The organism is Adhaeribacter sp., from assembly GCF_057359045.1.
Genome location: NZ_JBMQUD010000120.1, coordinates 18,426 through 39,481 on the forward strand (window position 1 = coordinate 18,426; position 21,056 = coordinate 39,481).

General features: G+C 43.5%; 22 protein-coding genes. 7 read left to right on the forward strand and 15 right to left on the reverse strand.

Annotated elements, in window-relative coordinates:
* Nucleotides 1-335 precede the first annotated feature (335 nt).
* The gene (gene hemA, locus ACO1R6_RS18130) at nucleotides 336-1,598 is read right to left on the reverse strand and encodes a glutamyl-tRNA reductase (RefSeq protein ID WP_486266455.1); all 1,263 of its coding nucleotides are present in this window, start codon (nucleotides 1,596-1,598) and stop codon (nucleotides 336-338) included.
* A 159-nt stretch (nucleotides 1,599-1,757) separates the two neighbouring features.
* Between hemA and ACO1R6_RS18135 the strand changes: the two genes are divergently transcribed.
* Nucleotides 1,758-2,288, forward strand: a complete 531-nt coding sequence (locus tag ACO1R6_RS18135; protein ID WP_486266456.1) for a CopD family protein — start codon at nucleotides 1,758-1,760, stop codon at nucleotides 2,286-2,288.
* A gap of 20 nt (nucleotides 2,289-2,308) precedes the next feature.
* Here the strand turns inward: ACO1R6_RS18135 and ACO1R6_RS18140 are convergent, their stop codons facing one another.
* The 4 genes from ACO1R6_RS18140 to ACO1R6_RS18155 form a co-directional block, all read right to left on the reverse strand.
* Nucleotides 2,309-3,370: a response regulator gene (locus tag ACO1R6_RS18140; RefSeq protein ID WP_486266457.1), complete on the reverse strand. Its 1,062-nt coding sequence runs from the start codon at nucleotides 3,368-3,370 to the stop codon at nucleotides 2,309-2,311.
* A gap of 3 nt (nucleotides 3,371-3,373) precedes the next feature.
* Nucleotides 3,374-4,600: a sensor histidine kinase gene (locus ACO1R6_RS18145; protein ID WP_486266458.1), complete on the reverse strand. Its 1,227-nt coding sequence runs from the start codon at nucleotides 4,598-4,600 to the stop codon at nucleotides 3,374-3,376.
* A gap of 245 nt (nucleotides 4,601-4,845) precedes the next feature.
* Nucleotides 4,846-5,295 carry a response regulator gene (locus ACO1R6_RS18150; RefSeq protein ID WP_486266459.1) on the reverse strand — a complete coding sequence of 150 codons (450 nt, stop codon included), beginning with the start codon at nucleotides 5,293-5,295 and terminating at the stop codon, nucleotides 4,846-4,848.
* Nucleotides 5,296-5,299: 4 nt separating this feature from the next.
* Nucleotides 5,300-6,853: a sensor histidine kinase gene (locus tag ACO1R6_RS18155; RefSeq protein ID WP_486266461.1), complete on the reverse strand. Its 1,554-nt coding sequence runs from the start codon at nucleotides 6,851-6,853 to the stop codon at nucleotides 5,300-5,302.
* A 245-nt stretch (nucleotides 6,854-7,098) separates the two neighbouring features.
* Between ACO1R6_RS18155 and ACO1R6_RS18160 the strand changes: the two genes are divergently transcribed.
* Complete coding sequence (locus ACO1R6_RS18160) at nucleotides 7,099-7,896, forward strand: universal stress protein (protein ID WP_486266462.1); 798 nt, start codon at nucleotides 7,099-7,101, stop codon at nucleotides 7,894-7,896.
* Between the two features lie 80 nt (nucleotides 7,897-7,976).
* On the opposite strand, the gene ACO1R6_RS18165 is transcribed toward ACO1R6_RS18160, so the two are convergent.
* The 10 genes from ACO1R6_RS18165 to cysQ form a co-directional block, all read right to left on the reverse strand.
* A complete protein-coding gene (locus ACO1R6_RS18165; protein ID WP_486266464.1) occupies nucleotides 7,977-8,174 on the reverse strand; it encodes a hypothetical protein in 198 nt (65 codons plus the stop codon).
* 267 nt (nucleotides 8,175-8,441) lie between these two features.
* Nucleotides 8,442-9,380, reverse strand: coding sequence for an NAD-dependent epimerase/dehydratase family protein (locus tag ACO1R6_RS18170; protein ID WP_486266465.1), 939 nt, complete (start codon nucleotides 9,378-9,380; stop codon nucleotides 8,442-8,444).
* A 3-nt stretch (nucleotides 9,381-9,383) separates the two neighbouring features.
* Nucleotides 9,384-10,061, reverse strand: coding sequence for a phosphoadenylyl-sulfate reductase (locus ACO1R6_RS18175; RefSeq protein ID WP_486266466.1), 678 nt, complete (start codon nucleotides 10,059-10,061; stop codon nucleotides 9,384-9,386).
* 97 nt (nucleotides 10,062-10,158) lie between these two features.
* Entirely contained in the window at nucleotides 10,159-10,476 is a 318-nt protein-coding gene (locus ACO1R6_RS18180) for a rhodanese-like domain-containing protein (RefSeq protein ID WP_486266467.1), read from the reverse strand.
* A gap of 366 nt (nucleotides 10,477-10,842) precedes the next feature.
* Nucleotides 10,843-11,397, reverse strand: coding sequence for a pyridoxamine 5'-phosphate oxidase family protein (locus tag ACO1R6_RS18185; RefSeq protein WP_486266468.1), 555 nt, complete (start codon nucleotides 11,395-11,397; stop codon nucleotides 10,843-10,845).
* A gap of 117 nt (nucleotides 11,398-11,514) precedes the next feature.
* Nucleotides 11,515-12,345, reverse strand: a complete 831-nt coding sequence (locus ACO1R6_RS18190) for a hypothetical protein (RefSeq protein WP_486266469.1) — start codon at nucleotides 12,343-12,345, stop codon at nucleotides 11,515-11,517.
* The gene (locus ACO1R6_RS18195; protein ID WP_486266471.1) at nucleotides 12,345-12,524 is read right to left on the reverse strand and encodes a hypothetical protein; all 180 of its coding nucleotides are present in this window, start codon (nucleotides 12,522-12,524) and stop codon (nucleotides 12,345-12,347) included. The genes ACO1R6_RS18190 and ACO1R6_RS18195 overlap by 1 nt, the downstream gene beginning before the upstream one ends.
* The gene (locus tag ACO1R6_RS18200) at nucleotides 12,524-13,609 is read right to left on the reverse strand and encodes a toxic anion resistance protein (protein WP_486266472.1); all 1,086 of its coding nucleotides are present in this window, start codon (nucleotides 13,607-13,609) and stop codon (nucleotides 12,524-12,526) included. Before ACO1R6_RS18200 ends, ACO1R6_RS18195 begins: the two co-directional genes overlap by 1 nt.
* Before the next feature lie 2 nt (nucleotides 13,610-13,611).
* Nucleotides 13,612-14,055, reverse strand: coding sequence for a hypothetical protein (locus tag ACO1R6_RS18205; protein ID WP_486266473.1), 444 nt, complete (start codon nucleotides 14,053-14,055; stop codon nucleotides 13,612-13,614).
* 269 nt (nucleotides 14,056-14,324) lie between these two features.
* Complete coding sequence (gene cysQ / locus ACO1R6_RS18210) at nucleotides 14,325-15,086, reverse strand: 3'(2'),5'-bisphosphate nucleotidase CysQ (protein ID WP_486266474.1); 762 nt, start codon at nucleotides 15,084-15,086, stop codon at nucleotides 14,325-14,327.
* Between the two features lie 143 nt (nucleotides 15,087-15,229).
* On the opposite strand from cysQ, the gene cysC reads away from it, so the two are divergent.
* From cysC to ACO1R6_RS18235, 5 genes are all read left to right on the forward strand, one after another.
* Complete coding sequence (cysC, locus tag ACO1R6_RS18215; protein ID WP_486266475.1) at nucleotides 15,230-15,835, forward strand: adenylyl-sulfate kinase; 606 nt, start codon at nucleotides 15,230-15,232, stop codon at nucleotides 15,833-15,835.
* A 107-nt stretch (nucleotides 15,836-15,942) separates the two neighbouring features.
* Nucleotides 15,943-16,851, forward strand: coding sequence for a sulfate adenylyltransferase subunit CysD (cysD, locus tag ACO1R6_RS18220; protein WP_486266476.1), 909 nt, complete (start codon nucleotides 15,943-15,945; stop codon nucleotides 16,849-16,851).
* Between the two features lie 68 nt (nucleotides 16,852-16,919).
* The gene (gene cysN / locus ACO1R6_RS18225; protein WP_486266508.1) at nucleotides 16,920-18,206 is read left to right on the forward strand and encodes a sulfate adenylyltransferase subunit CysN; all 1,287 of its coding nucleotides are present in this window, start codon (nucleotides 16,920-16,922) and stop codon (nucleotides 18,204-18,206) included.
* 663 nt (nucleotides 18,207-18,869) lie between these two features.
* Nucleotides 18,870-19,292, forward strand: coding sequence for a response regulator (locus ACO1R6_RS18230; protein ID WP_486266477.1), 423 nt, complete (start codon nucleotides 18,870-18,872; stop codon nucleotides 19,290-19,292).
* Nucleotides 19,293-19,666: 374 nt separating this feature from the next.
* Nucleotides 19,667-20,881, forward strand: a complete 1,215-nt coding sequence (locus tag ACO1R6_RS18235; protein WP_486266478.1) for an exonuclease SbcCD subunit D C-terminal domain-containing protein — start codon at nucleotides 19,667-19,669, stop codon at nucleotides 20,879-20,881.
* The last annotated feature ends 175 nt before the right edge of the window (nucleotides 20,882-21,056 follow it).

Below are 21,056 nucleotides of genomic sequence, written 5' to 3' on the forward strand. Positions count from 1 at the left end.
TATAGGAATGCCAATCTCTGATTGGCGTGATAATAAATAAAGCCACAAACTATTCACTTCAATCATATTCTATAGCCTTTGCAATAAAGGTTAAGGCTGTAGTTTTAAAATCAAATATTCTTGAATCTTACCAGATTTATAGCAGCGGCTAATGGAGTTGGTAAGTACTTTTAATTATTTAATTACACCAATCTAAGATTGGCATTCCTCAAGGTGCGTAGAGCGCTTCGCTAACTCTACGCACAACGCAATACATACCTGCAAATACATAAAAACCAAAGCCCCACTCCTAACCATAGAAGTGGGGCTTTTTATCAGAACTAAACTTTAACGTATTACGCAGTTTGCTTTTCGAGGTTGAATAAAGCATTTAAACCCGCTAATAATTCTTCGGATTCGCCGCGCTGGCAGGCTGCTTTTAACTCCAAAACGGGCAGTTTTACAATTTTTTGCAGAATATTCTTTGTTACTTCTTCCAGAATTCCTCTTTCGGCTTCGCCTAAATTTTTTAAGTAACGGGCCATTTCTTTTTGCCGGATTTCTTCTAGAGTATTTTTAAACTGCTGCACCGCCGGTGAGATGGCCATTTCTTTTGTCCAGGCGCTAAACTCCGCCATGGCTTCAGCTATAATTTGTTCTACCTGGGGCACAGCGGCTAAACGCTTGGTTAAGGCCTCGGTGGCGCGATTCCGGATGCCATCGATGTTGTGAACGGTAGCGCCGGGTAAATTTTGAATGTTGTTATCAATGCTGCGGGGCATCGATAAATCAATAAAATGCTTTGGTGCGTTACCACCAAATTTGGCTACTGTAGCTCCATCAATATAAAAGCAATCGCCGGGTACCGACGAGATAACCACATCGGCTATTTTTATTTCGTCCCAGACCTGCTCATAAGGCACAGCGGTTTGGTTACATTCTTGCGCCAGGGCCTGGGCTTTGGTATAAGTACGGTTGGTAATTACAATATTTTTTAAGGCTGATTTTACAAAGTTGCGGGCTACGGTAGCGCCAATATCGCCTAAGCCAATCATGAGTACCCGCGGGTTCGTTACATTCCGGGAAAGCTCTTCTACTAATTCTACGGTGGCATAAGCTACCGAAGCAGCCCCGTCGCGGAAAGCTGTTTCGTTGGCTACGCGCTTATTGGCGAAGAAAATGGTATGCAGCAAGCGGTGTAAAAACGGACCAGCCATACCAGCATCAGTAGCCATTTGGTAAGCGTTTTTTACCTGGTTCATGATTTGCATATCGCCGGCTACCTGCGACTCCAGGCCCAGGGTTACCCTAAATAAATGCTGCACCGCCAAGTTGCCATCGGTTATGTGCCGGAAGTACGGCTGAATATTCTTAATCGCTATAAAGCCTTTTTCGATAGCTAATAATTTAATTAACTCCTGCTCCAAAGAAGCTTCGGCGGTATAATAAATTTCGGTACGGTTGCAGGTAGAGAGCACCAAGGCTTCGCGCACCGGGGTATATTCTTTTATTTTTTCTAATAAACTCCGACCGGCACTTTCGTTTAAAGAAACAGATTCCCGCACGGCAATAGGGGCTTGCTTGTAAGATAAGGTCAGGACTTTAAACTGGTTTTGCATAGTTGTTAATATTCCTTACAAATTTCGGGAGATTGCCGCTGCCGAAAGATGATTTACATCACTATTTGCGGGGATGTTTATCAATTTAAAACCAGAAATGCTGCGCAAAAAGAACCAGATTGCCTTTAGATGAGTAATATTGCAGGAAGACTTTAACGTATGTCATACTTATACCTAAAAGCCCTGCACATTATTTTTGTGGTTACCTGGTTTGCCGGCTTGTTTTACATGCCCCGGCTGTTCATTTATTTTACCGAAGCCCAGGACAAACCCGAGCCCGAAAAATCGATTCTACAGAACCAATTTAAATTAATGCAGCGGCGGCTGTGGTACGGTATTACCTGGCCCTCGGCGGTACTTACCTTTATCTTTGGCCCCACTATGTGGTACCTGTACGGCGCTACGCCCACCTGGCTGCACTTAAAATTAGCCTTTGTAATTGGCTTGTACGGCTACCATTTCTACTGCCACCGCTTATTTAAGCAACAGCAAAAAAACGTAATTACCTGGTCGTCTACGCAACTGCGGGTCTGGAACGAAGTAGCCACTATTTTCTTGTTTGCGATTGTATTTTTAGTAATCTTAAAAAACGCCTTAGGCATGGTTTACGGTTTGCTGGGCTTGGCGGCTTTGATTGTGTTGTTGTTGATGGCCATTAGGGTTTACAAGCAGATGCGTGAGAAGGCTTGAAATATTTTAGCACCAATATTTTAATTCCGTAACCGCGCCAACTTTTCCGAGTTCAGAATAATAATTTTACCACCGTTAATATCAATCAATTTTTCGTCTTTAAAATCGGCGAGGGTGCGGATAACGGTTTCTTTGGAAGCGCCCACAATATTGGCTAAATCTTCGCGCGAAATAGTAACCTGAAAATTCTGGCCTTTGTCCTGCTGGTACTGCTTTTCCACCAACAACAGCGATTCGGCTACGCGTTTGCGCACCGAATTATAGGCCAGCTTTAATAACCGTTCTTCTTTTTCAGCGAGGTTATCCGATAATATTCTAATAAATTTATTTGCAACGTCGCGGTTGTTGTAGAGCAGTGCAAAAAAATCTTCTTTCGGAATCAGGCAAACTTCGGAGTCTTCCAAGGCCATCGCCGATTCGCGGTAAGGCTTGTCTTCTAACAAATCGAGGTAGCCAATAAAATCGCCGGCTTTGTACAAACTGGTAATGTATTCGCGGCCTTCGGCGTTGGTTTTGTAAGTTTTAACTTTACCGGAGTTAAGAAAAAACAACGAGTTGGGGTAATTGCCTTCCGAAAAAAGCGGTTGTTTCTTGCGGATTAACGTTACTTTGCGTTCGTCGGCGAGTAGTTTATTCAAGTCTTCCAGGCCGCGGGCTTCCTGGATAAAATCGTTCAGTCCGGTTACATTCTTCTGAAAATCAGCTTTTAAGATTTCGCTTTTCTTCAGGCGCATTTCAATGGCATCCAGCAACTCCAGATCATCGAATGGCTTAATCAAATAATCGTCGGCACCCAGGTTCATGCCTTTCCGAAAATCTTCTTTCTCAGATTTAGCTGTTAAGAAAATAAATGGTATGCCCGATGTGGCCGGGTTTTTACTTAACATGTGCAGCACCCCATAGCCATCCAGCTGCGGCATCATGATATCGCAAATAATTAAATCCGGGATTTCGTTTTTAGCTAATTCTACGCCTACTTTGCCATTTTCGGCTTCGAGTACGTTGTAATTGGCCAGCATTAAAATCTCGGCAATATTTTCGCGAATTTCCTGGTTATCTTCTATCAGCAGTATCTTTTTCATAGGTTAAGCAGCTTGCGGAATGGTGATGGTAAAGGTAGTGCCCTGGTTTAGTTCACTATTATACGTGAGGGTACCCTGCATTATATCAACGTATCTTTTTACAATATTCAGACCTAAACCGGTTCCCTGAATATTGGTAACGTTTTGCGCCCGGAAAAAAGGCGTAAACAAATGGGTTTTATCGGCATCCGGAATACCAATGCCCTGGTCTTGCACCGTAAGGATTAGCGCTTCGGGCGTTAAACGGGTATTAAAATAAATGTCTTTGCCTTCGGCGGAATATTTGCTCGCGTTCGACAATAAATTTAATAAAATATTCTTTAATAATTTTTTATCGAGGTTTACCGTAGCCAGTTCGCCGGTGTGCTGATAATAAATTTGCTGGCCGGGCTTTACCACGCTCTGCATTTCTTCGGTTATTTCGCCGGCAAAGGCCACCAAATCAAACTCTGAGGGCACATTGTATATTTTACCTTCTTCGATGCGGCTAAGCGAGAGGAAATCGTTTAAAATAGAAGTAAGGTTACTTACCGCTGATTTAATGCGCTCTACGTGCTTCTGCCGTTTGTCGTCGTCGTCGGTGGTTTTGTATTTAGAAATAAGCGAGGCCGAGGAAAGCACGGTGCTTAAAGGTGTCCGGAATTCGTGCGAGGCAATGGTTACAAACCTTGATTTGAGCTCGTGCAGCTCTTTTTCTTTCTGCAAAGCTTTCCGGATTTCGACTTGGGCCTGGTAAAGCGTTTTGTTCGTGTGTTCGAGTTTCTGCACCGCTTCGCCCAGTTCGCGGGTACGGGCGGCCACCCTTTCTTCCAGCTCCGCGTTCAGTTTCCGGATTTCGGCCAGGTTTTTACCGTGTTCTATGCTGTACCGGATAGAGCGCTCCAGGTCGTACTGGTCGAAAGTACCTTTAACGAGGTAATCAGAGGCGCCGACCCGCATAGCCTTTTCGTCGGTTTCGCGGTCGCTTTGGCCGGTAAGTAAAATAAAGGGCGCTTCAGCACCGCTCTCAATCGATTGGGTAATCAGTTCCAGTCCATCTTCGGCCCCCAAGCGGTAATCGACCAAATATACATCGTGCTTTTTTTCTTTTATCAGGCTCAAAGCTTCGTTAAAAGAACGGGACCATTCCAAAGAATAATGCCGGCCCGGAATATCCTGTATAATATCCTGGGTAATGATAAAATCATCTTCATCGTCGTCTACCAATAATACATGAATTTTATCGGCCATCGTGGTTTCGGTGTTTTTTTGATTATAGGGTTGATAAAGAATAATTGCGTGGGTAAGTTAGAACAAGGCTGTATTAAAAATCCTCACCCTAAATCTCTCTCCTAAAGGCGAGGAACTTAAGTTACTTTATCTGATAAATTATCCTTTCTAAATAGTTTACCTTAGCTCTAAGGGTTTTAATAAAATAACCACCAAACCGGCTCCCCTTCGCCTGGAGGAGAAGAGGCCGGAGATGAGGTACATTCTTACATCTTTGGAAGTTCTACAATCTCAAACCAATATTTGCTGAGGGTGCGCATGGCATCTACCAGGCCCGAGAAAGTTACCGGTTTGGTAATAAAAGAACTAACGCCCAAGTCGTAGGTTTTGAGAATATCTTCTTCGGCCTTGGAAGTGGTAAGTACCACAATGGGAATAACCTTCAAATGCGAATCAGATTTTATTTCTTTTAAGGCTTCGCGACCATCTTTTTTAGGCATGTTCAGGTCCAGCAAAATTAAACCTGGCGGCGGAAAAGCATCTTTGTCGGTGAACCGACCGCGGTTTTTTAAATAATCCAGCAGTTCTTCGCCGTTCTCGACAAACGCGATCCGGTTTTTAAGCCGACTCTCTTCTAGGGCTTCTTTCAACAACATCCGGTCTTCCGGGTCGTCTTCGGCAATTAAAATAACAATAGCATTTTTAGCGTTACTCATAAGCTTAAATAGTTACTTCGTGGGGTTGTCTTAAGGCCAGGGTTATAATAAAACGGGTACCTACCCCAGGCTGACTTTTAGCGGTTATGTCGCCGCCGTGCCTAATGGCAATTTTACGGCAAATGGCTAATCCAATACCAGAGCCTTCGTACTTTTGCCCTTCTAACCGCTGAAATATATTAAATATCCGGTCTAAATACTTTTCGTCGAACCCAATACCGTTGTCTTCAATGTAAATCTCGGTTATTTCATCGCCGGGCGTTGCGGTTAAGTGGGCCTTTTTCTGAATATGTTTCGCGTAAATATTGATAATGGGCTTTTCGTTATCTTTCCGGAACTTAATGGCATTGCTAATCAGGTTCTGGAATAATTGCCGCATTTGCGTAGGTTCGGCCTCAATAGTGGGCAGCGGTGAGCGAATAATTTCGGCTTGGGTACGCTCCACGGTAATTTCCAGATCCGAGAGTACTTCGGTAAGCACCTGGTCCAGATCAACGGGTACAAAGGGTTTGGCTTTAGAGGTAACCCGCGAGAAAGAAAGCAAATCGTTGATCAGGTTTTGCATGCGCGATGCCGCATTTAGCATCCGCTCCAGGTAATCCTGACCTTGTTCACTTAAGTTGGCGTAATCTTTGGTTTTGAGCCGGTCGCCAAAGGCCTGAATCTTTCTTAAAGGCTCTTGCAAATCGTGCGACGAGACGTAGGCAAAATCCTGCAGTTCGAGGTTACTACGCTCCAGCTCCGCAGCATAGCGCCGCAGCCGTTCTTCACTTAATTTCTGTTGGGTAATGTCGTGCACAAAACCGGTGTAAACGGTCCGGTCGGCCAGTTTTACTTCGCTTATGCTTAGGAAAAACGGAAAGATGGAGCCGTCTTTGCGTTTGCCGGTTACCTCGCGCCCAATACCAATAATGTGGCGTTTGCCGGTTTGGTGGTAACGGTGCATATACCCATTATGGCTGCTTTGGTCGGGTTCCGGCATTAATATATTTATGCTTTGGCCCAATAGTTCGGCGGCATCGTAGCCAAACAGGCGGGCTGCCGAGGGGTTTACCATTTCTATAACACCCCGCCGATCGATGGTGATAATGCCATCTACCGCCGCATCTATAATGGCGTTTATCTTATTTTCGCTTTCGCGTAAAGCCGCTTCAGCTTTTTTTAGCCCGGTAATATCATGAATAATGCCGGTATATATTTTTTTGCCTTTTAGCTGCACCTCGCTAATGCTGAGTAAAAACGGAAAAACAGTACCGTCCTTTTTCAGGCCTAATACTTCGCGGCCTTTGCCAATTATTTGCCCAATGCCCGTACGGTTATAATTTTCTATGTAAGTATCATGCTGACTCTTATCAGGCTCGGGCATTAATATTTTAATGTTCTGACCAATTATTTCACTAGGATCATAGCCAAACAAACGTGCTGCCGCCGGATTCACCGTTTCTATCAATCCCCGGTTATCAATGGTGATAATGCCATCAATAGCGGTATCGATAATAGCCTTTAGCCGCACATGGTTCTCAAAATTAAATTCCTGTTTTTCTAAAAAATCTGTCACGCCAATCCTTTTGGGTAAAAATAGGCACTTCTGTATAAGCGGGCAAGGTATCTTTAAATAATACTTTACCTACATGACAAACATCATATCGGGTCCTGCCGCGGATCATCCTTTGCCCCAGCTTGGTTGGCTAATTTTGTTTTGTCAGTTAAAGCTGCCTAAGATACTTAGAACTAACAAACCTTTATTTTATTTCTGCCTGGTGCTATGTGCTGTCGAAAATAAATGGTTTAGATTTATTTATAATGAAAAATATTTTAGTTCCTACCGACTTTTCCAAAAACGCGCATCATGCAGCTCATTTTGCGGCGGCTTTAGCCCATTTTACCGGCGCCCGGGTTTTATTGTTTCATGCCTACCACCTGAGCATGGTCCTAAACCATAAAGATTTAGGAGCAATTGACCTGGATCTGGAAAATTTTGAGAACTTAAACCAAACACAAATAGATAGCCTGGCTTATGATTTACACAAAACCTACGGCATTTCGGTTACCCGAATAATGCGGCCGGGCTTTGCTGTAGATGAAATTCCGGTTATTGCCCGGCGCCTTAAAGCCGATTTAATTGTACTGGGCGCAAAAGGTGCGAGAGAAGCCGATAATTGGGAATTAGGTTCTACCACTAAGGCATTATTAGCTGTAGCCCCGGCACCCATTTTATGTATTCCGGCCAGTTTAACTTTTACGCAATTTGCGCAAATAAACGCTACTACAGATTATTTAGGTACTACTCCCCCACCTGCCGTTGAACTTCTAAATAATCTTGTTTTGGGCTTAACCACCCCGATTGTGGCAATGGAAGATACTGGTGCGCAATATTTTACAATATCCCGGTCTACCCCGGCTCCGGCAAAAGCAGAAACGGAAATAATTGCTGGTGAGTTAACCCAACCCAATATAATAGGTGTTGATGAAATGCCCCAGCTCGTGGTTATATCGGCCGGCGAAGCCACAGCAACCAATATTTTAAACTATGAACAAATTTGCCGCACCGCTGCAGAACCATTGATACCGCTGTTGGCTATACCGGCTAAAGATTTTTAAGCAATAATTTACTAATTGAAAGACAATAAAAAAGCCTGGTAGTAATTACCAGGCTTTTTTATTTATTAAAAATATTTAAACTAAAAAGAAGTTACCAGTTTATGATCGTCTTTCTTTTTCGTACGGGTAGTAACATCTTTGAAGTAAAGAAACTTATTATCCTGAGAATACCCTTCGTTCCAACCTTCACTGGCAGGAATAGTATAGGCTTCTGCATCAGCAAATAATAAAGTTTTCTTTTTGTTACTTCCGTTGTTGTTAATACTGGCTACGTACATTTTCTTAAACTTATTTAATTTGTGTGTCTTAAGCTTTATACGAAAAGAAGGCGAATCAGGATATAATTTCTTATGATTTTATCTTCTGTTCAAATTTACAAAGAATATTTTGCATTATTAAACATTCTTCATCAAAAACCCATAAATATTTAAATAAGTTCAGACAAAATTGACTTTTGTTAAAAATACGGAATAAACCTTAACTTTACACTAATTATATAAATAATTTAAAACCAATAAGTTATAAATAATCAAAGTTACAAATACCTATTTATAATAACCCGATGGGCTAAACGTAAATTGTTTGCTAAAATCGTTCAATTCATCGAGTAAACTAACTGATTTATAATCCGAAACGGCATTTAAGCGGCTATTGGGGTTAATTAACAAACTCCGGGATTTGCGGTCCTGCAAAATGAACAGCGTTTCCAGGGTGGGGTAAACATCTTTTAGGGTATCTACCACATCCATAACGCTTAAATTTTTATCAACCAGGTTATAGGTGCCGGGCTCTAAGCTTTTGCCGGGCAAAGTTGCTAAATCGCGCCCTACTTTATCTATGTGCACAAAAGCTCTTTGCTGATAGCCGCTACCCTGAATGGTAATCCGGTTGGTAAACTGGGCATCAAACATAAATTTATTGATCACGGCATCGAAACGCAAACTGCGGTTATAGCCGTACACATTGCCACACCGGATTATGTAAGGTTGCAACCGATCGGCCAGCCGGGTAATCATTTTTTCGCCGTTAAATTTAGAAGTTCCGTAGTAAGTCCGAGGCTGCGGCTCGGTGGTTTCTTCTATCTGCTCTTCAGAAGCGCCGTAAACCGAACTGGAACTGAGGTAAATTACCTTTTGCACTTTGCTGTTTTCCAAAGCATAACTTAACTCAGCGGTACCCCAGTGGTTTACCTGCTCAAATAAATGCGGATCGTCGTTGGAGAAAGTAGTAAGTACTTTGGCTGCCAAGTGATACACAATATCGGCCTCGGCGATAACTTTGCGCAGTTTATAAGAATCCAGGATATCGCCCAGTACAAACCGGATGCGCTGGTCGGGTAATTTATTATGGCCTAAAAAGAGGTTGAAATTTTTCCGACTGAGGTTGTCGTAAATAATTATTTCGGTAACTGCCGGGTTTTGCAGCAGTTGGTGGGTAAGTTCGGTGCCGATATAGCCGGCACCGCCCGTTATCAGTATTTTCATGTTTTATTTGGTGATCAATTGGGTATGCAGGCCACATTCGGTTTTGTTCATACCGGCCCAGCGGCCACTGCGGTCGTCCAGCAGGGCGTTTACATCTATTTTGCGGGTGCAAGGCTCGCAACCAATACTCATGTAGCCTTCGCCTTCCAGCGGGTGTTTGGGTAATTTATATTCCCGGATGTAGTCGTACACCATTTTGCTCGTCCAGCCCAGCATTGGGTGAAACCGGATTACGCCATTAGGCGCTTTTTCTTCACGTTTCATTTGGGCCCGCACCTTGCTCTGATCGCCGCGTACACCGCTAATCCAAACGTCGTGGCTAATTAAGATAGGCTCCAGTGGCTGAATTTTATTTATGTAGCAGCAGTAATCCGGGTCGGAGGTAAACAATAGCCGGCCGGCGGCATCGCGCTGTTGGTTGCGGGGCACTGCCGAGTACAAATCAGTAATATTTAAGCCCAATAAGTCTTGTACCTGCTTCCGGAAGCTCAGCGTTTCGGGAAAATGATAGCCTGTATTTAAAAAATAAACCGGAACATCGGGGGCCACCTGGCTCAGGATGTGCAGCAGGGGCATGCTGTTGGTTTGTAAAGAAGAGGAGGCAAATATTTTCAAGCCCCGCTCTTTATAAGCATCCAGGTCGTATTTTATTTCATCGACCAGTGTTTTAAAATTACTCATCTTTTTAATTATTAGCCGCCTTGCCGCCTAGGCAAAACGATTTATTTAATTGGGGTGACGCTCCTTACAAAAAGCAGCACGTAACCCAGTTTTTACATCAGTATTTGGGCACCGACGGGTCTATTTGGTCGGACCAGGCCAGAATGCCACCTTTTAAATTATATAAATTGTCGTAGCCGTATTTAGATTCGAGGAGCGCCACCGCGTTGCCGCTGCGGGCCCCGCTTCTACAGTGAATAATTACCTGCTTATCGTCGGCAATTTTATCGCGCTGCGCCTCTATCTGGCCCAGCGGAATCAGTTCGCCTTGCAGGTTGGCAATTTGGTATTCGTGCGGCTCCCGCACATCTATTAATTGAAAATCAGCGCCTTCGTCGATTAATTTTTTTAAATCCTGAACGGTTACTTCTTTCATATTTCCTGTTTTTAGTTTAAATCCGGTTTAGCTTAAATTCTTTTAATGCAAAATATTGGGCAACAAAAAAGCCTCTTCGGGTACGAAAAGGCTTGCCATTATATCAGTTATATAAATATCAAATTTACCTGATCATAAGCCCATCCGTACACGGCATAGCCATACAACAGCAACATGCAGTTGAAAATAAAGGCTTAACGGTATTTAGATGCGTTATTTGCATGGGCTTAAAATCGGCACAAATCTAAAAAACTAAACGTAAATTAAAAAAATTAGTACTTAATTATTTCTTAAACACCCCTTGTAGGTATTTGGTTTAGTGTAAGCTGATTTAAATTTAATTTTTCTGCATCAACTATAACCTGGTTAACTTTTCAGGGCCAAATTGGTGGGTAAACCATCCAGGCTTTTCAGGTTCTTTTCCTGCATATATTCTTCCAGACCACTTGCGCCTTTTTTCTCGGCCCAATCAAAATGAATATCCCGGTCGCCTACGTAATTATACAGAGGTACGCCATAGCCGCAGGAAGTTTGCACCAAATGAATATCGGCTACTATAATTTGCCGGGTGCTGGGGTATATTTTAAAATGTGGGGCATACTGTTCCCATGCGGCAGTACCAGGCAAAACGGTAAAACCCTGGCCATACAGCCTTAAAATATTGGGGGCACCGGCAAACGAACAAAACATAAACGTTATGCGGCCATTCTCGTGGGTATGGGCCGACGTTTCGTTGCCACTGCTAATTAAATCCATATAAGCCACCTGTCCGGTAGATAATACCCGAAAACAATCTAAGCCTTTCGGCGATAGATTGATGTGGCCATCGGGACTTAGCGGTGCCGTAGCCACAAAAAACATATGCTGTTGCTGAATAAATTTCTGGTGTGCCGGAGAAATAGAATCGTAAAATTTGCCCATAGAAATACAATAATTTAAACAGTTGCTAAAAACGCTTTGTTGTACGGAGAGCGCTGTGCTAACTCTAAGCCCAACAGAATAGATTTTTGAAAACTAAATATTCTAAATAATTTTTGCTTAATTTTTCTTGCGCTGCATCCGGACCGGGAAAAGCCGGTAATCGTGCAGGTTGAGGGCGTACATGGCCCCTTGCCAATGAATAATAGGCACCAGAGCCGTAGGATTGAAGCCATTGTTATTAGGAATATTTACCATGGCGTTGCCCACATAAGTAATATTACGGATACCCAGTCGGGCGGTAACGTTGCGTAGAAAAGCTTCTTTTTCGGACCCCGACGAAGTATAACTGATTTCGTTGGCGACCAAACCGTCGCCGGTATCGTCTTTTAAGTAAATAATTTTGCCGTAAGTGCTAATCGAAACCACCGGCACACCCAAACGGGGCAAGTCGGCAACTTCTTCTTCGGGATAAGCAAAGGGCTTTGGGTTAGCTTGTCGCTTGCCGCTGGTTGACTCGTGCGAATAGCCCCGGAGATTGTTTTTTTCGGCCGAGACCAGTTGCCTTACCGGATTTAATTTATTTTCTGTAAGTACCTGATTTTTATCATAAGCCAATGTTAGTTCTTCGTTGCGCTGGTGCACCTCTATTATTAACCCGAAAGTACTGATAAAATGATCGGTATGCTGCACATGAAAAAGTTCTAACTCGTGGTAGCGCTGTTTAGAAGCCAGGTAAGTATGTACGTTTTTGGTTTTTTCGTAAACGGCGGTAATTTTAGGCGCGTGGGGGGTATCTTTATACTTTACACATAAATGCTGGAGGGCGTTTAACCGGGCATTGGAGTCTTGAATAAAGCCGACTTCTCTTGCATCGAGGCCAGGTTTATCTCCCAGAACGGTCCGGTCGGCCGTTGGTTCCAGGCCAAAAAAAGAACGCCAAAACGCCATTATTTCGTTAATATTTTTTTAAGATGAAGCGTTTCGATCTCTACTTGTATCTTTTCGGCTTCTTTTACCCTTTCAAAAAAATTATCCAGATTTTTTATATACAAATCTAAAACGGCATCCTGTTCGGGGGTCAGGATACAGTTTTGCTTTTTATCATCTCTGGTATTGCTCTGGACCATTACTCTATTTCTATTTGTTTAGATTTACCAAACGTACCAATAATTTTACTGTTTAGTTCTTCCTGCACCTGGGCCAGTTCTTTTACGGCGGCGGCGCGTTTCTTGCTGCCTTCTTCCGATATTTTTATTACCGCATCCAAGGTTTCGACCATGTCGCGGTTTACTTTTTTAAGCGTTTCCACATCTACAATGCCGCGCTCGTTTTCCTGGGCCGCTACCACTACGTTGGTTTTAAGCAACTGGGAGTTTTTCAGGAGCATTTCGTTCGTGGTATCGGTTACTTTTTTTTGGATTTCGAGGGCTTTGCGCTGTTTTTCGAGGCCCAAAGCAATGGCTACCTGCTGGCGCCAAACCGGAATAACCGTAACAATAGAGTTCTGAATCTTTTGCGCCAGCACGTCGTTGGTGGTCTGGATCATCCGGATTTGTGGCATGCTTTGCGTGGCTATGGTGTGCGAAAGCGTAAAATCGTGCACTTTCTTTTCCAGCCGTTCTTTAAAAGCAATCATGTCGCTAAGCCGCTGCACCGCCAGTTCGTCCTGGCCGCTCTCCTCTACTTCTGTCTGCAGTTTCGGAATTAATTCGCTTTCAATTTCCTCTATTTTCATTTTGCCGGCTGCAATTACCGACCGCACCTCATGAATATATTCAATGGCTTGCTTAAACATTACCTCCAGGCTGGTGGTGTCTTTCATTACGCTCTGGCGGGTTTTCTCCAGCTTTACCACTACGTCGTCAACGTTTTCCGAAATAGAATTATACTGGCTGGCAATTTTTTTCGATTTATCTACAAACTTCCGCATAAAAGGAATTTTAGATAACAAACCAGGCTTTTCGGCTTCATCAATCTTAACCATATTAATCTGGTTCAGAAGTTCGTTTATCGCGGTTCCGGCATCGCCGGAATCTTTGGCTTTTACCTTGGTAAGCAACTCGTTGGAGTAGTAGCCCAGTTTGCGTTGCGTTTCTACGCCAAAATTACTCAGCGATTCGGGTTTATCCGGGTCGATGGTTTTGGAGAGCGCCAGGGCTTTCTGCTGAATTAATTCTTTATTTTCGGTCAGCGTTATATCGGTGTTTTCCATGATTATTTTTCTCCCAATTGATATTTTGGTGCGTTCTCTAAAGTACTTAAGTAATTTTTAATTTTCTCGTGCCGTTCGGTGGTTTCGTACCATTCAATTTCGTGCAAAGGCAAATATTCGCCCAATAAGCCTTGTACCTCTTTCAGGAGAGCATCGCCTTTCCGGGTTCTAAATTCCGGGTTTTTATAAAAGGCACTCAGGTACTGTACTTTTACCTGCCCGTTTTGAGTTACTGCCAGTTCTTTAACTTCTACCACCAGCTCCGATGATTTATTTTTATCGGTAACAATGGTGCGGTAAACGCCTTTATTACCTTCTTCCAGTACCGCAACGGCTTTGGCCCGAAACTCCCGCAAAGCTTTAGTTAACCGTTGGTTAGGCCTTACATAATACCCAAAAGCATACCCAATAATTATACCCGCTACCAATGTCCAAATTATTCCCATTTTTTCTGAATATTTCTAAATATAACAACTTAACATTACATACGGGAACAAATTGGGTTCAGGGGTTAAGCAATTAGCGCAATTTTTACCAAAATAGGTTGTCCATACCTATTTACAACCCTTTACATAGGTTTTAAAGCCTACTTGCTGCCTTTTGGCCTACTAAATTCCCGTACGTACTCTTCTTTATTTAACGAAATATTTCTTTCACCATTGTTCCAGTTAACTTAACCAGATTTTTCAACTTTTAACAATTACCACTCCGGCTTTTACTGCACCTTACAAATAAACCCGCCGTTTAGCAACGAGGGCTTGTTGTACCGGAACGGTTCACCGTTGGGCATCGTCATAATTCCGCCGCTGCCTTCTACAATCGCTTGCCCGGCGGCCGTATCCCATTCCATGGTAGGGTTATGCCGGTAATATATATGGGCCTTGCCTTCGGCTACGTAACAAAACTTTAACGAACTACCCGCCGCTATGGCTTTCACTACCGGGTATTTAGCCAGCACCGCCTGCTCTTCCGGCGAAGCATGGGATCGACTCCCAATAGCAATCCAATCCGTAGTATCGGCCTGTACCCGCAATGGTTTGGTTTCTCCCGTTAAATTTTTCTTAAAACTACCCATTTCGGGGCCACCGTAATATAAATCGCCGGTAACCGGCACATAAATAACGCCGAATACCGGAATATCCCGGTTTATTAGCGCTATGTTCACGGTAAATTCGCCGTTACGGGAGATAAATTCTTTTGTACCGTCCAAAGGGTCTACACACCAATAATAGTCCCACTCCCGCCGCACCTCGTATGGTATAGCCGCTCCTTCTTCTGATAAAACAGGCACATCGGGCGTTAACTGCTGTAAACGCTGCTCAATTAGGGTATGCGCAGCTTCATCGGCTAAAGTCAGCGGCGACTCATCGGTTTTTTGCCGGATAAGCTGGTCTTCCTGCGGATGGTTGTAAACGGTAAGGATGGCTTCGCCGGCCGCAACGGCTATTTGTAAAAGCTGTGGAATATCGGGTTGCATAAAAAGTGGTTTTGTTTGTAAAGTCGTTAATAAAAATCATTTAACAACCTGAAGAATTTAGACAAAGATGAAACTTATTTAAAAATTATTTACATCTTTTGCCAGAACCTCTTAATTTTGGCCTCCAAAATAGAACTGCCCCTATGGCTGACCATATTTACCCCATTTTTGACCAAACCCTGACGCGCCAGGATAAAGAAGCCTTGCTGCAACAACAGGCCGTGGTGGTTTGGATGGCGGGCTTGTCGGGTTCGGGCAAGAGCACCCTGGCCAAAGGGCTGGAACGCGAACTGCACCAGCAGGGTTATTTAACCCAGTTGCTGGATGGTGATAACCTGCGGAGCGGCATCAACAACAACCTGGGCTTTTCCGAAGCCCTCCGTCTGGAAAATATCCGGCGCTCCGCCGAAACCGCTAAACTCTTCCTGGACGCTGGTTTAATTACCATTTGCTCGCTCATTAGCCCAACCGCCGAAGTACGTAGCCTGGCCCGCAATATTATTGGCGACGCTGATTTTATGGAGGTTTACGTAAATGCGCCTTTTGAAGAATGCGCCAAACGCGATGTAAAAGGCTTGTACAAAAAAGCCCTGAACGGCGAAATCAAAAACTTTACCGGCCTGGATGCGCCCTTTGAAGCGCCCGAAAATCCGGCGCTTGAAATCCGTACCGACCAGGAAGATTACTCGGCTAGCCTGCAAAAGCTCTTAGACACAATTTTGCCCCGCATAAAACCACATTGTTGTTAAACACGGTTTTACTGCGTTACTTGCGCCCTTCAATTATTTTTTCCAAAATATTACTAACAAAAGTATTTTTCTGCGGAGAACTATCCCGGATTAAGAAATAACCAAATATGTCTCATTCTTATAAATTAAGCTATATTAAGCAACTGGAAGCCGAATCCATTTATATTATGCGGGAAGCGGTGGCCCAGTTCGAAAATCCAGTGCTGTTGTTCTCGGGCGGCAAAGATTCTATTGTGCTTACCCATTTAGCCCGCAAGGCATTTTGGCCGGCTAAATTTCCGTTCCCGATGCTCCACATCGATACCGGTCATAATTTTACAGAAACCCTCCAGTTCCGCGATTACCTGGTGCAAAAAATTGGTGCCCGGCTAATTGTGCGTACTGTGCAAGACTCTATCGACCAGGGTTTGGCCCAGGAAGAAAAAGGCCCTAACCCCAGCCGCAACGGTTTACAAACGGTTACCTTGCTCAGTGCCATCGAAGAATTCAAGTTTGATGCGGCTTTTGGCGGTGCCCGCCGCGACGAAGAAAAAGCCCGCGCCAAAGAGCGCTTTTTCTCACACCGCGATGAGTTTAGCCAGTGGGATCCCAAAAACCAACGCCCGGAATTGTGGCACTTGTACAACGGCCGCAAAAACCCCGGCGAGCACTTCCGGGTGTTCCCACTCAGTAACTGGACAGAATTAGATATTTGGCAATATATTCAGGCCGAAAACCTGGAGTTGCCTTCAATTTATTTCTCGCATCAACGCGAAATCGTGAACCGCAAAGGTGTTTTGTTAGCCAAATCTGAGTTTATTACTTTACTTAAAGACGAAGCTTACGAAGAACAAACCGTGCGTTTCCGAACGGTAGGCGATATGAGTTGTACCGGCGCAGTTTTATCGCCGGCCAGCACCCTGGAAGATATTATTGCCGAAGTTGCCGCTGCCCGCGTAACCGAACGCGCCGCCCGCGCCGACGACCAACGCTCCGAAGCCGCCATGGAAGACCGGAAAAAACAAGGATATTTTTAATTGTTAAATTGTTAATTGTTGAATTGTTTGCGGATTGATTGTCATATTATAACAATCAACAACCAGCCATCAGCAACCAAAATATAATGGAAATAAAAGAACAAAAAAGAGAGGCCGATTTATTGCGTTTTATCACCTGCGGCAGCGTAGACGATGGCAAAAGCACCTTAATTGGCCGGTTGCTTTACGATACCAAAACTATCTTCGAAGACCAACTGCAGAATATTGAAAGAACCAGTCAGCAACGGGGCGAAGAATACGTAAACCTGGCTTTATTAACCGATGGTTTACGAGCTGAGCGCGAACAAGGCATTACCATTGATGTGGCTTACCGCTATTTTGCCACGCCTAACCGCAAATTTATTATGGCCGATACGCCGGGCCACATCCAATACACCCGCAACATGGTTACCGGTGCCTCTACCGCTAACCTGGCCATTGTTTTGGTTGATGCCCGTAAAGGGGTAATTGAGCAAACCTGTCGTCATACTTTTATTACTTCGCTCCTGAAAATAGACCATATTATTTTGTGCGTTAACAAAATGGATTTGGTGGATTACAGCGAAGAAGTATTTAATAAAATCAAAAGAGATTTCGAAACTTTTATTTCGCGGCTTGATATTGCCGATGTAAGCTACATACCGGTAAGTGCTTTGCAGGGCGATAATATTGTAAACCGCTCTGAAAGCATGCCCTGGTACGAAGGCCCTACCCTGCTGTATACGCTGGAAAATGTACACTTGGGCAGCGATTTAAATTTTGTGGATGCCCGTTTCCCGGTGCAGTACGTACTGCGGCCGCAAAGCTCCGAATACCACGACTTCCGTGGCTATAGTGGCCGCGTAGAAGGCGGCGTATTTAAGCCCGGCGACGAAATAATGGTACTTCCCTCGGGCTTTACCAGCCAGATTAGCACCATCGAAACTTTCGACGGCCCGGTAGAAGAAGCTTTCCCGCCTATGTCGGTAACTATTACGCTAAAAGACGAGATTGACATTAGCCGCGGCGACATGTTGGTAAAGCCCAACAACCAGCCCCAGGCCGCTCAGGATGTGGAACTGATGATTTGTTGGATGCACGAAAAACCGCTGGTAAAAGGCAGAAAATATATTGTAAAACATACTACCCGCGAGGCCAAGTGTATGGTAAAAGATATTCGTTACAAAATGAATATTAATACCCTGCACAAAATTGAACACGACCTGAATATTGGCCTGAACGACATTGCCCGTATCAACATCCGGACAACGGTACCTTTGTTTTACGACGACTACCGCCGCAACAATGCTACCGGTAGCCTGATACTGGTAGATGAGTTCACCAACGAAACGTTAGCGGCCGGCATTATTCTTTAAAACCAAAGCCAAAATAACCCAGACCTAACTGGTGCCAGCCCGGCCCATTAAAGTCTGGGTTATTTTTTGATTAAACTTCATATTTACACTTTGCGCAATCGCTAATCAATAACAAAGATCATGGTTCATGTTTAAGGCCAGTTAACCCGGCTTTTTAGCTATTAAAGGCATGCTTCACCCCGCCAAAAATTTCCGACTTTAACTTTTATAAAACATTTAGCTTAGTAGCTACCACCAACCCGCTTAGGTTCAATCTAATTATTCTGGGACTTATTTGCCACTGGGTTTAAATTAACCAATTCCTTTTTACACCAGTTGTAGCCAGAAAACAAATTAAAAGCAACCAGTTCTGGTTAAGGTTGCCCGAAATAAGCGTTTTTATAGCATTATTTTCTAAACCTCTGCTCAATTAAAGATTAAATAAATGTTACTTTTATAAACATTATAATAAATATTTTTATTAATTAAGCTGCTTTAATTAGCAAATAAAATAGTTTTATTAGCTTTACCTTATAAAAAAACCATGTTACTTTAGTAATAACATTATCCTTTTTATAATAAATATTACTAAATACATTTAACTAATATATAGTAGTACATTTTATATAAGCTACCCATTAAAGCTTAATATAGATTTTGAACCCTGGAAAAAACGGAACCCGCATGCACAAGATGGACAAAGTTTTAATTATTGATGACGACCAGATTAGCAACTTTCTTACAGCTAACGTAATCAGAAGAACAACCCATGTCCAGAATATTACCGTTTGTTTAGATGGCAAAGAAGCGCACGATTATTTACAGGGCATTATTAATTCGTCTTGCGATTTACCAGATTTAATTTTACTGGATATTAACATGCCCAACATGAATGGCTTTGATTTTCTGGAGGCTTTCCGGCAATTTCAGCCTTGCGGCCAGTTACCGGTAATTATAATTCTTACCACGTCGGAGCACTTTCAGGATCTGGAACGCCTGAAACATTTTCCGGAAGTAGAAGTTTACCTGAACAAACCATTAAAAGAAGATACCCTCCAATACATTACCGACAAATATTTTAACATCGAAAATATATCTAAACCCTAACCAGCAAACGCTTTTATTTCTTAAATATATCGGCCTGGTGCCCACACCGGCATTGATGCAATATTCCAGAAATATTCCGTTTCAAAATATTATTTACTCTCCGGTTCAGATATATTTAATCTCAGCCTTTACTTTTCCTGCCCCACGCTGTTCATTCTTCAACAGTCTTCTTTAGCTTACCTTAGGCTTTCGCAAATACCTGAACCATCGTTTTTAAAAATATTTTTCCGGGTATAAATTGCCGGTTTAAATAAATGCCTGGTTTATTTTTAGCTGTTATTATTCCAGACTTTTTTAAGTTTCCGGTTATCTGGTAAAAATTATTTCGGCAGAATCTGTTATCTTCAAACGCAGAAAACAGGAGGAGGCAACGCATGCGCGTTTTACACACGTCGGATTGGCATTTAGGTAAGCGTTTAGAACAATGCGAACGCACCGAAGAACACCAGCATTTTCTGGACTGGCTGGTACAAACTATTCAGGAAAAAGCTGTAGAAATATTAATTATTGCGGGCGATATTTTTGATACGGGCTCACCGTCTAATACGGCCCTTAAACAATATTACGATTTTTTGTGGCAGCTCCGGGGCACTTGTTGCCGCGATGTGGTTATTATTGGCGGCAACCACGATTCGGTAGCTACTTTAAATGCGCCGCAAGCCTTGTTGCGTTATTTTCAGGTACACGTAGTAGGTGGGGCAACTGCTGATATCCGCGACGAAATAATCCCAATTACCGATGCAGCCGGCAATACCCAACTAATTATTTGCGCCGTGCCGTTCCTCCGCGACAAAGACCTGCGCTTATCGGTGCCCGGCGAAAGTTTTGCCGAACAGGAAGCCCGTTTAAAAGCCGGTATTTGTGCCCACTATACCCAACTTGCCGACCTGATCCAACCTTACAAAGAAAAACAAATTCCGGTTATTGCCACGGGCCATTTATTTGCGGCCGGTAGCTCGGCCTCCGATAGTGAGAAAGAAATTCATGTGGGCAATCTGGGGCAAATTGCCGGCGACCAATTTCCGGCCGCTTTTGATTATGTGGCGTTGGGGCACCTGCACCGGCCCCAAAAGGTAAACGGCTATCAGCACATCCGGTACGCCGGCTCTCCTATTCCGCTTAGTTTTAGCGAAGTAGAAGATAAAAAATTAATTATTCTGCTCGATTTTGCAGACGGAAAACTCACCCAGCTAGAAGAAGTACAGGTGCCGGTTTGCCGCAAGTTGGTCAGGTTTAAAGGCGATTTCGATAAAATAAAACGCCACCTGATTACCTTCGACAACAGCGAACACCTGTACCCCGCCTGGATAGAAATTCAGGTCGAAACCGAAAACTTTATTCATGACCTGGATAACCAACTCCAGGGCTTGCTAACCGATAAAACGCAATTGCAATTTTTCTCGCGGCAGGTACGGCTAACGCCTAATGTGGCGCTGGATGCCCAATTACCCGAAATGCAGCAGTTACACGAACTGCAACCCAAAGAGGTATTCCGGAAAAAATGCGAAACCGCCTTCCCCGAAGGTGATTTTACCGATTTACTCACCACTTTCGACGAACTGCTGGAATTAATGCACCAGGAAGGGTAAGTTTTTATTTGAAGATGCGGGAATTTGATAATTAGAGGATTTGAAGAGGCAAAGGTTGTTGGCCATGGCGCAAGTTTAGCGAAGCATAACTCGTGTCTATAGTTCAAAGGAAGTTTTCAATTTCCGGAAGCCGAATTTTTCCTCCTTTGCATAACGAAAACGAGCCAAAGAGAAA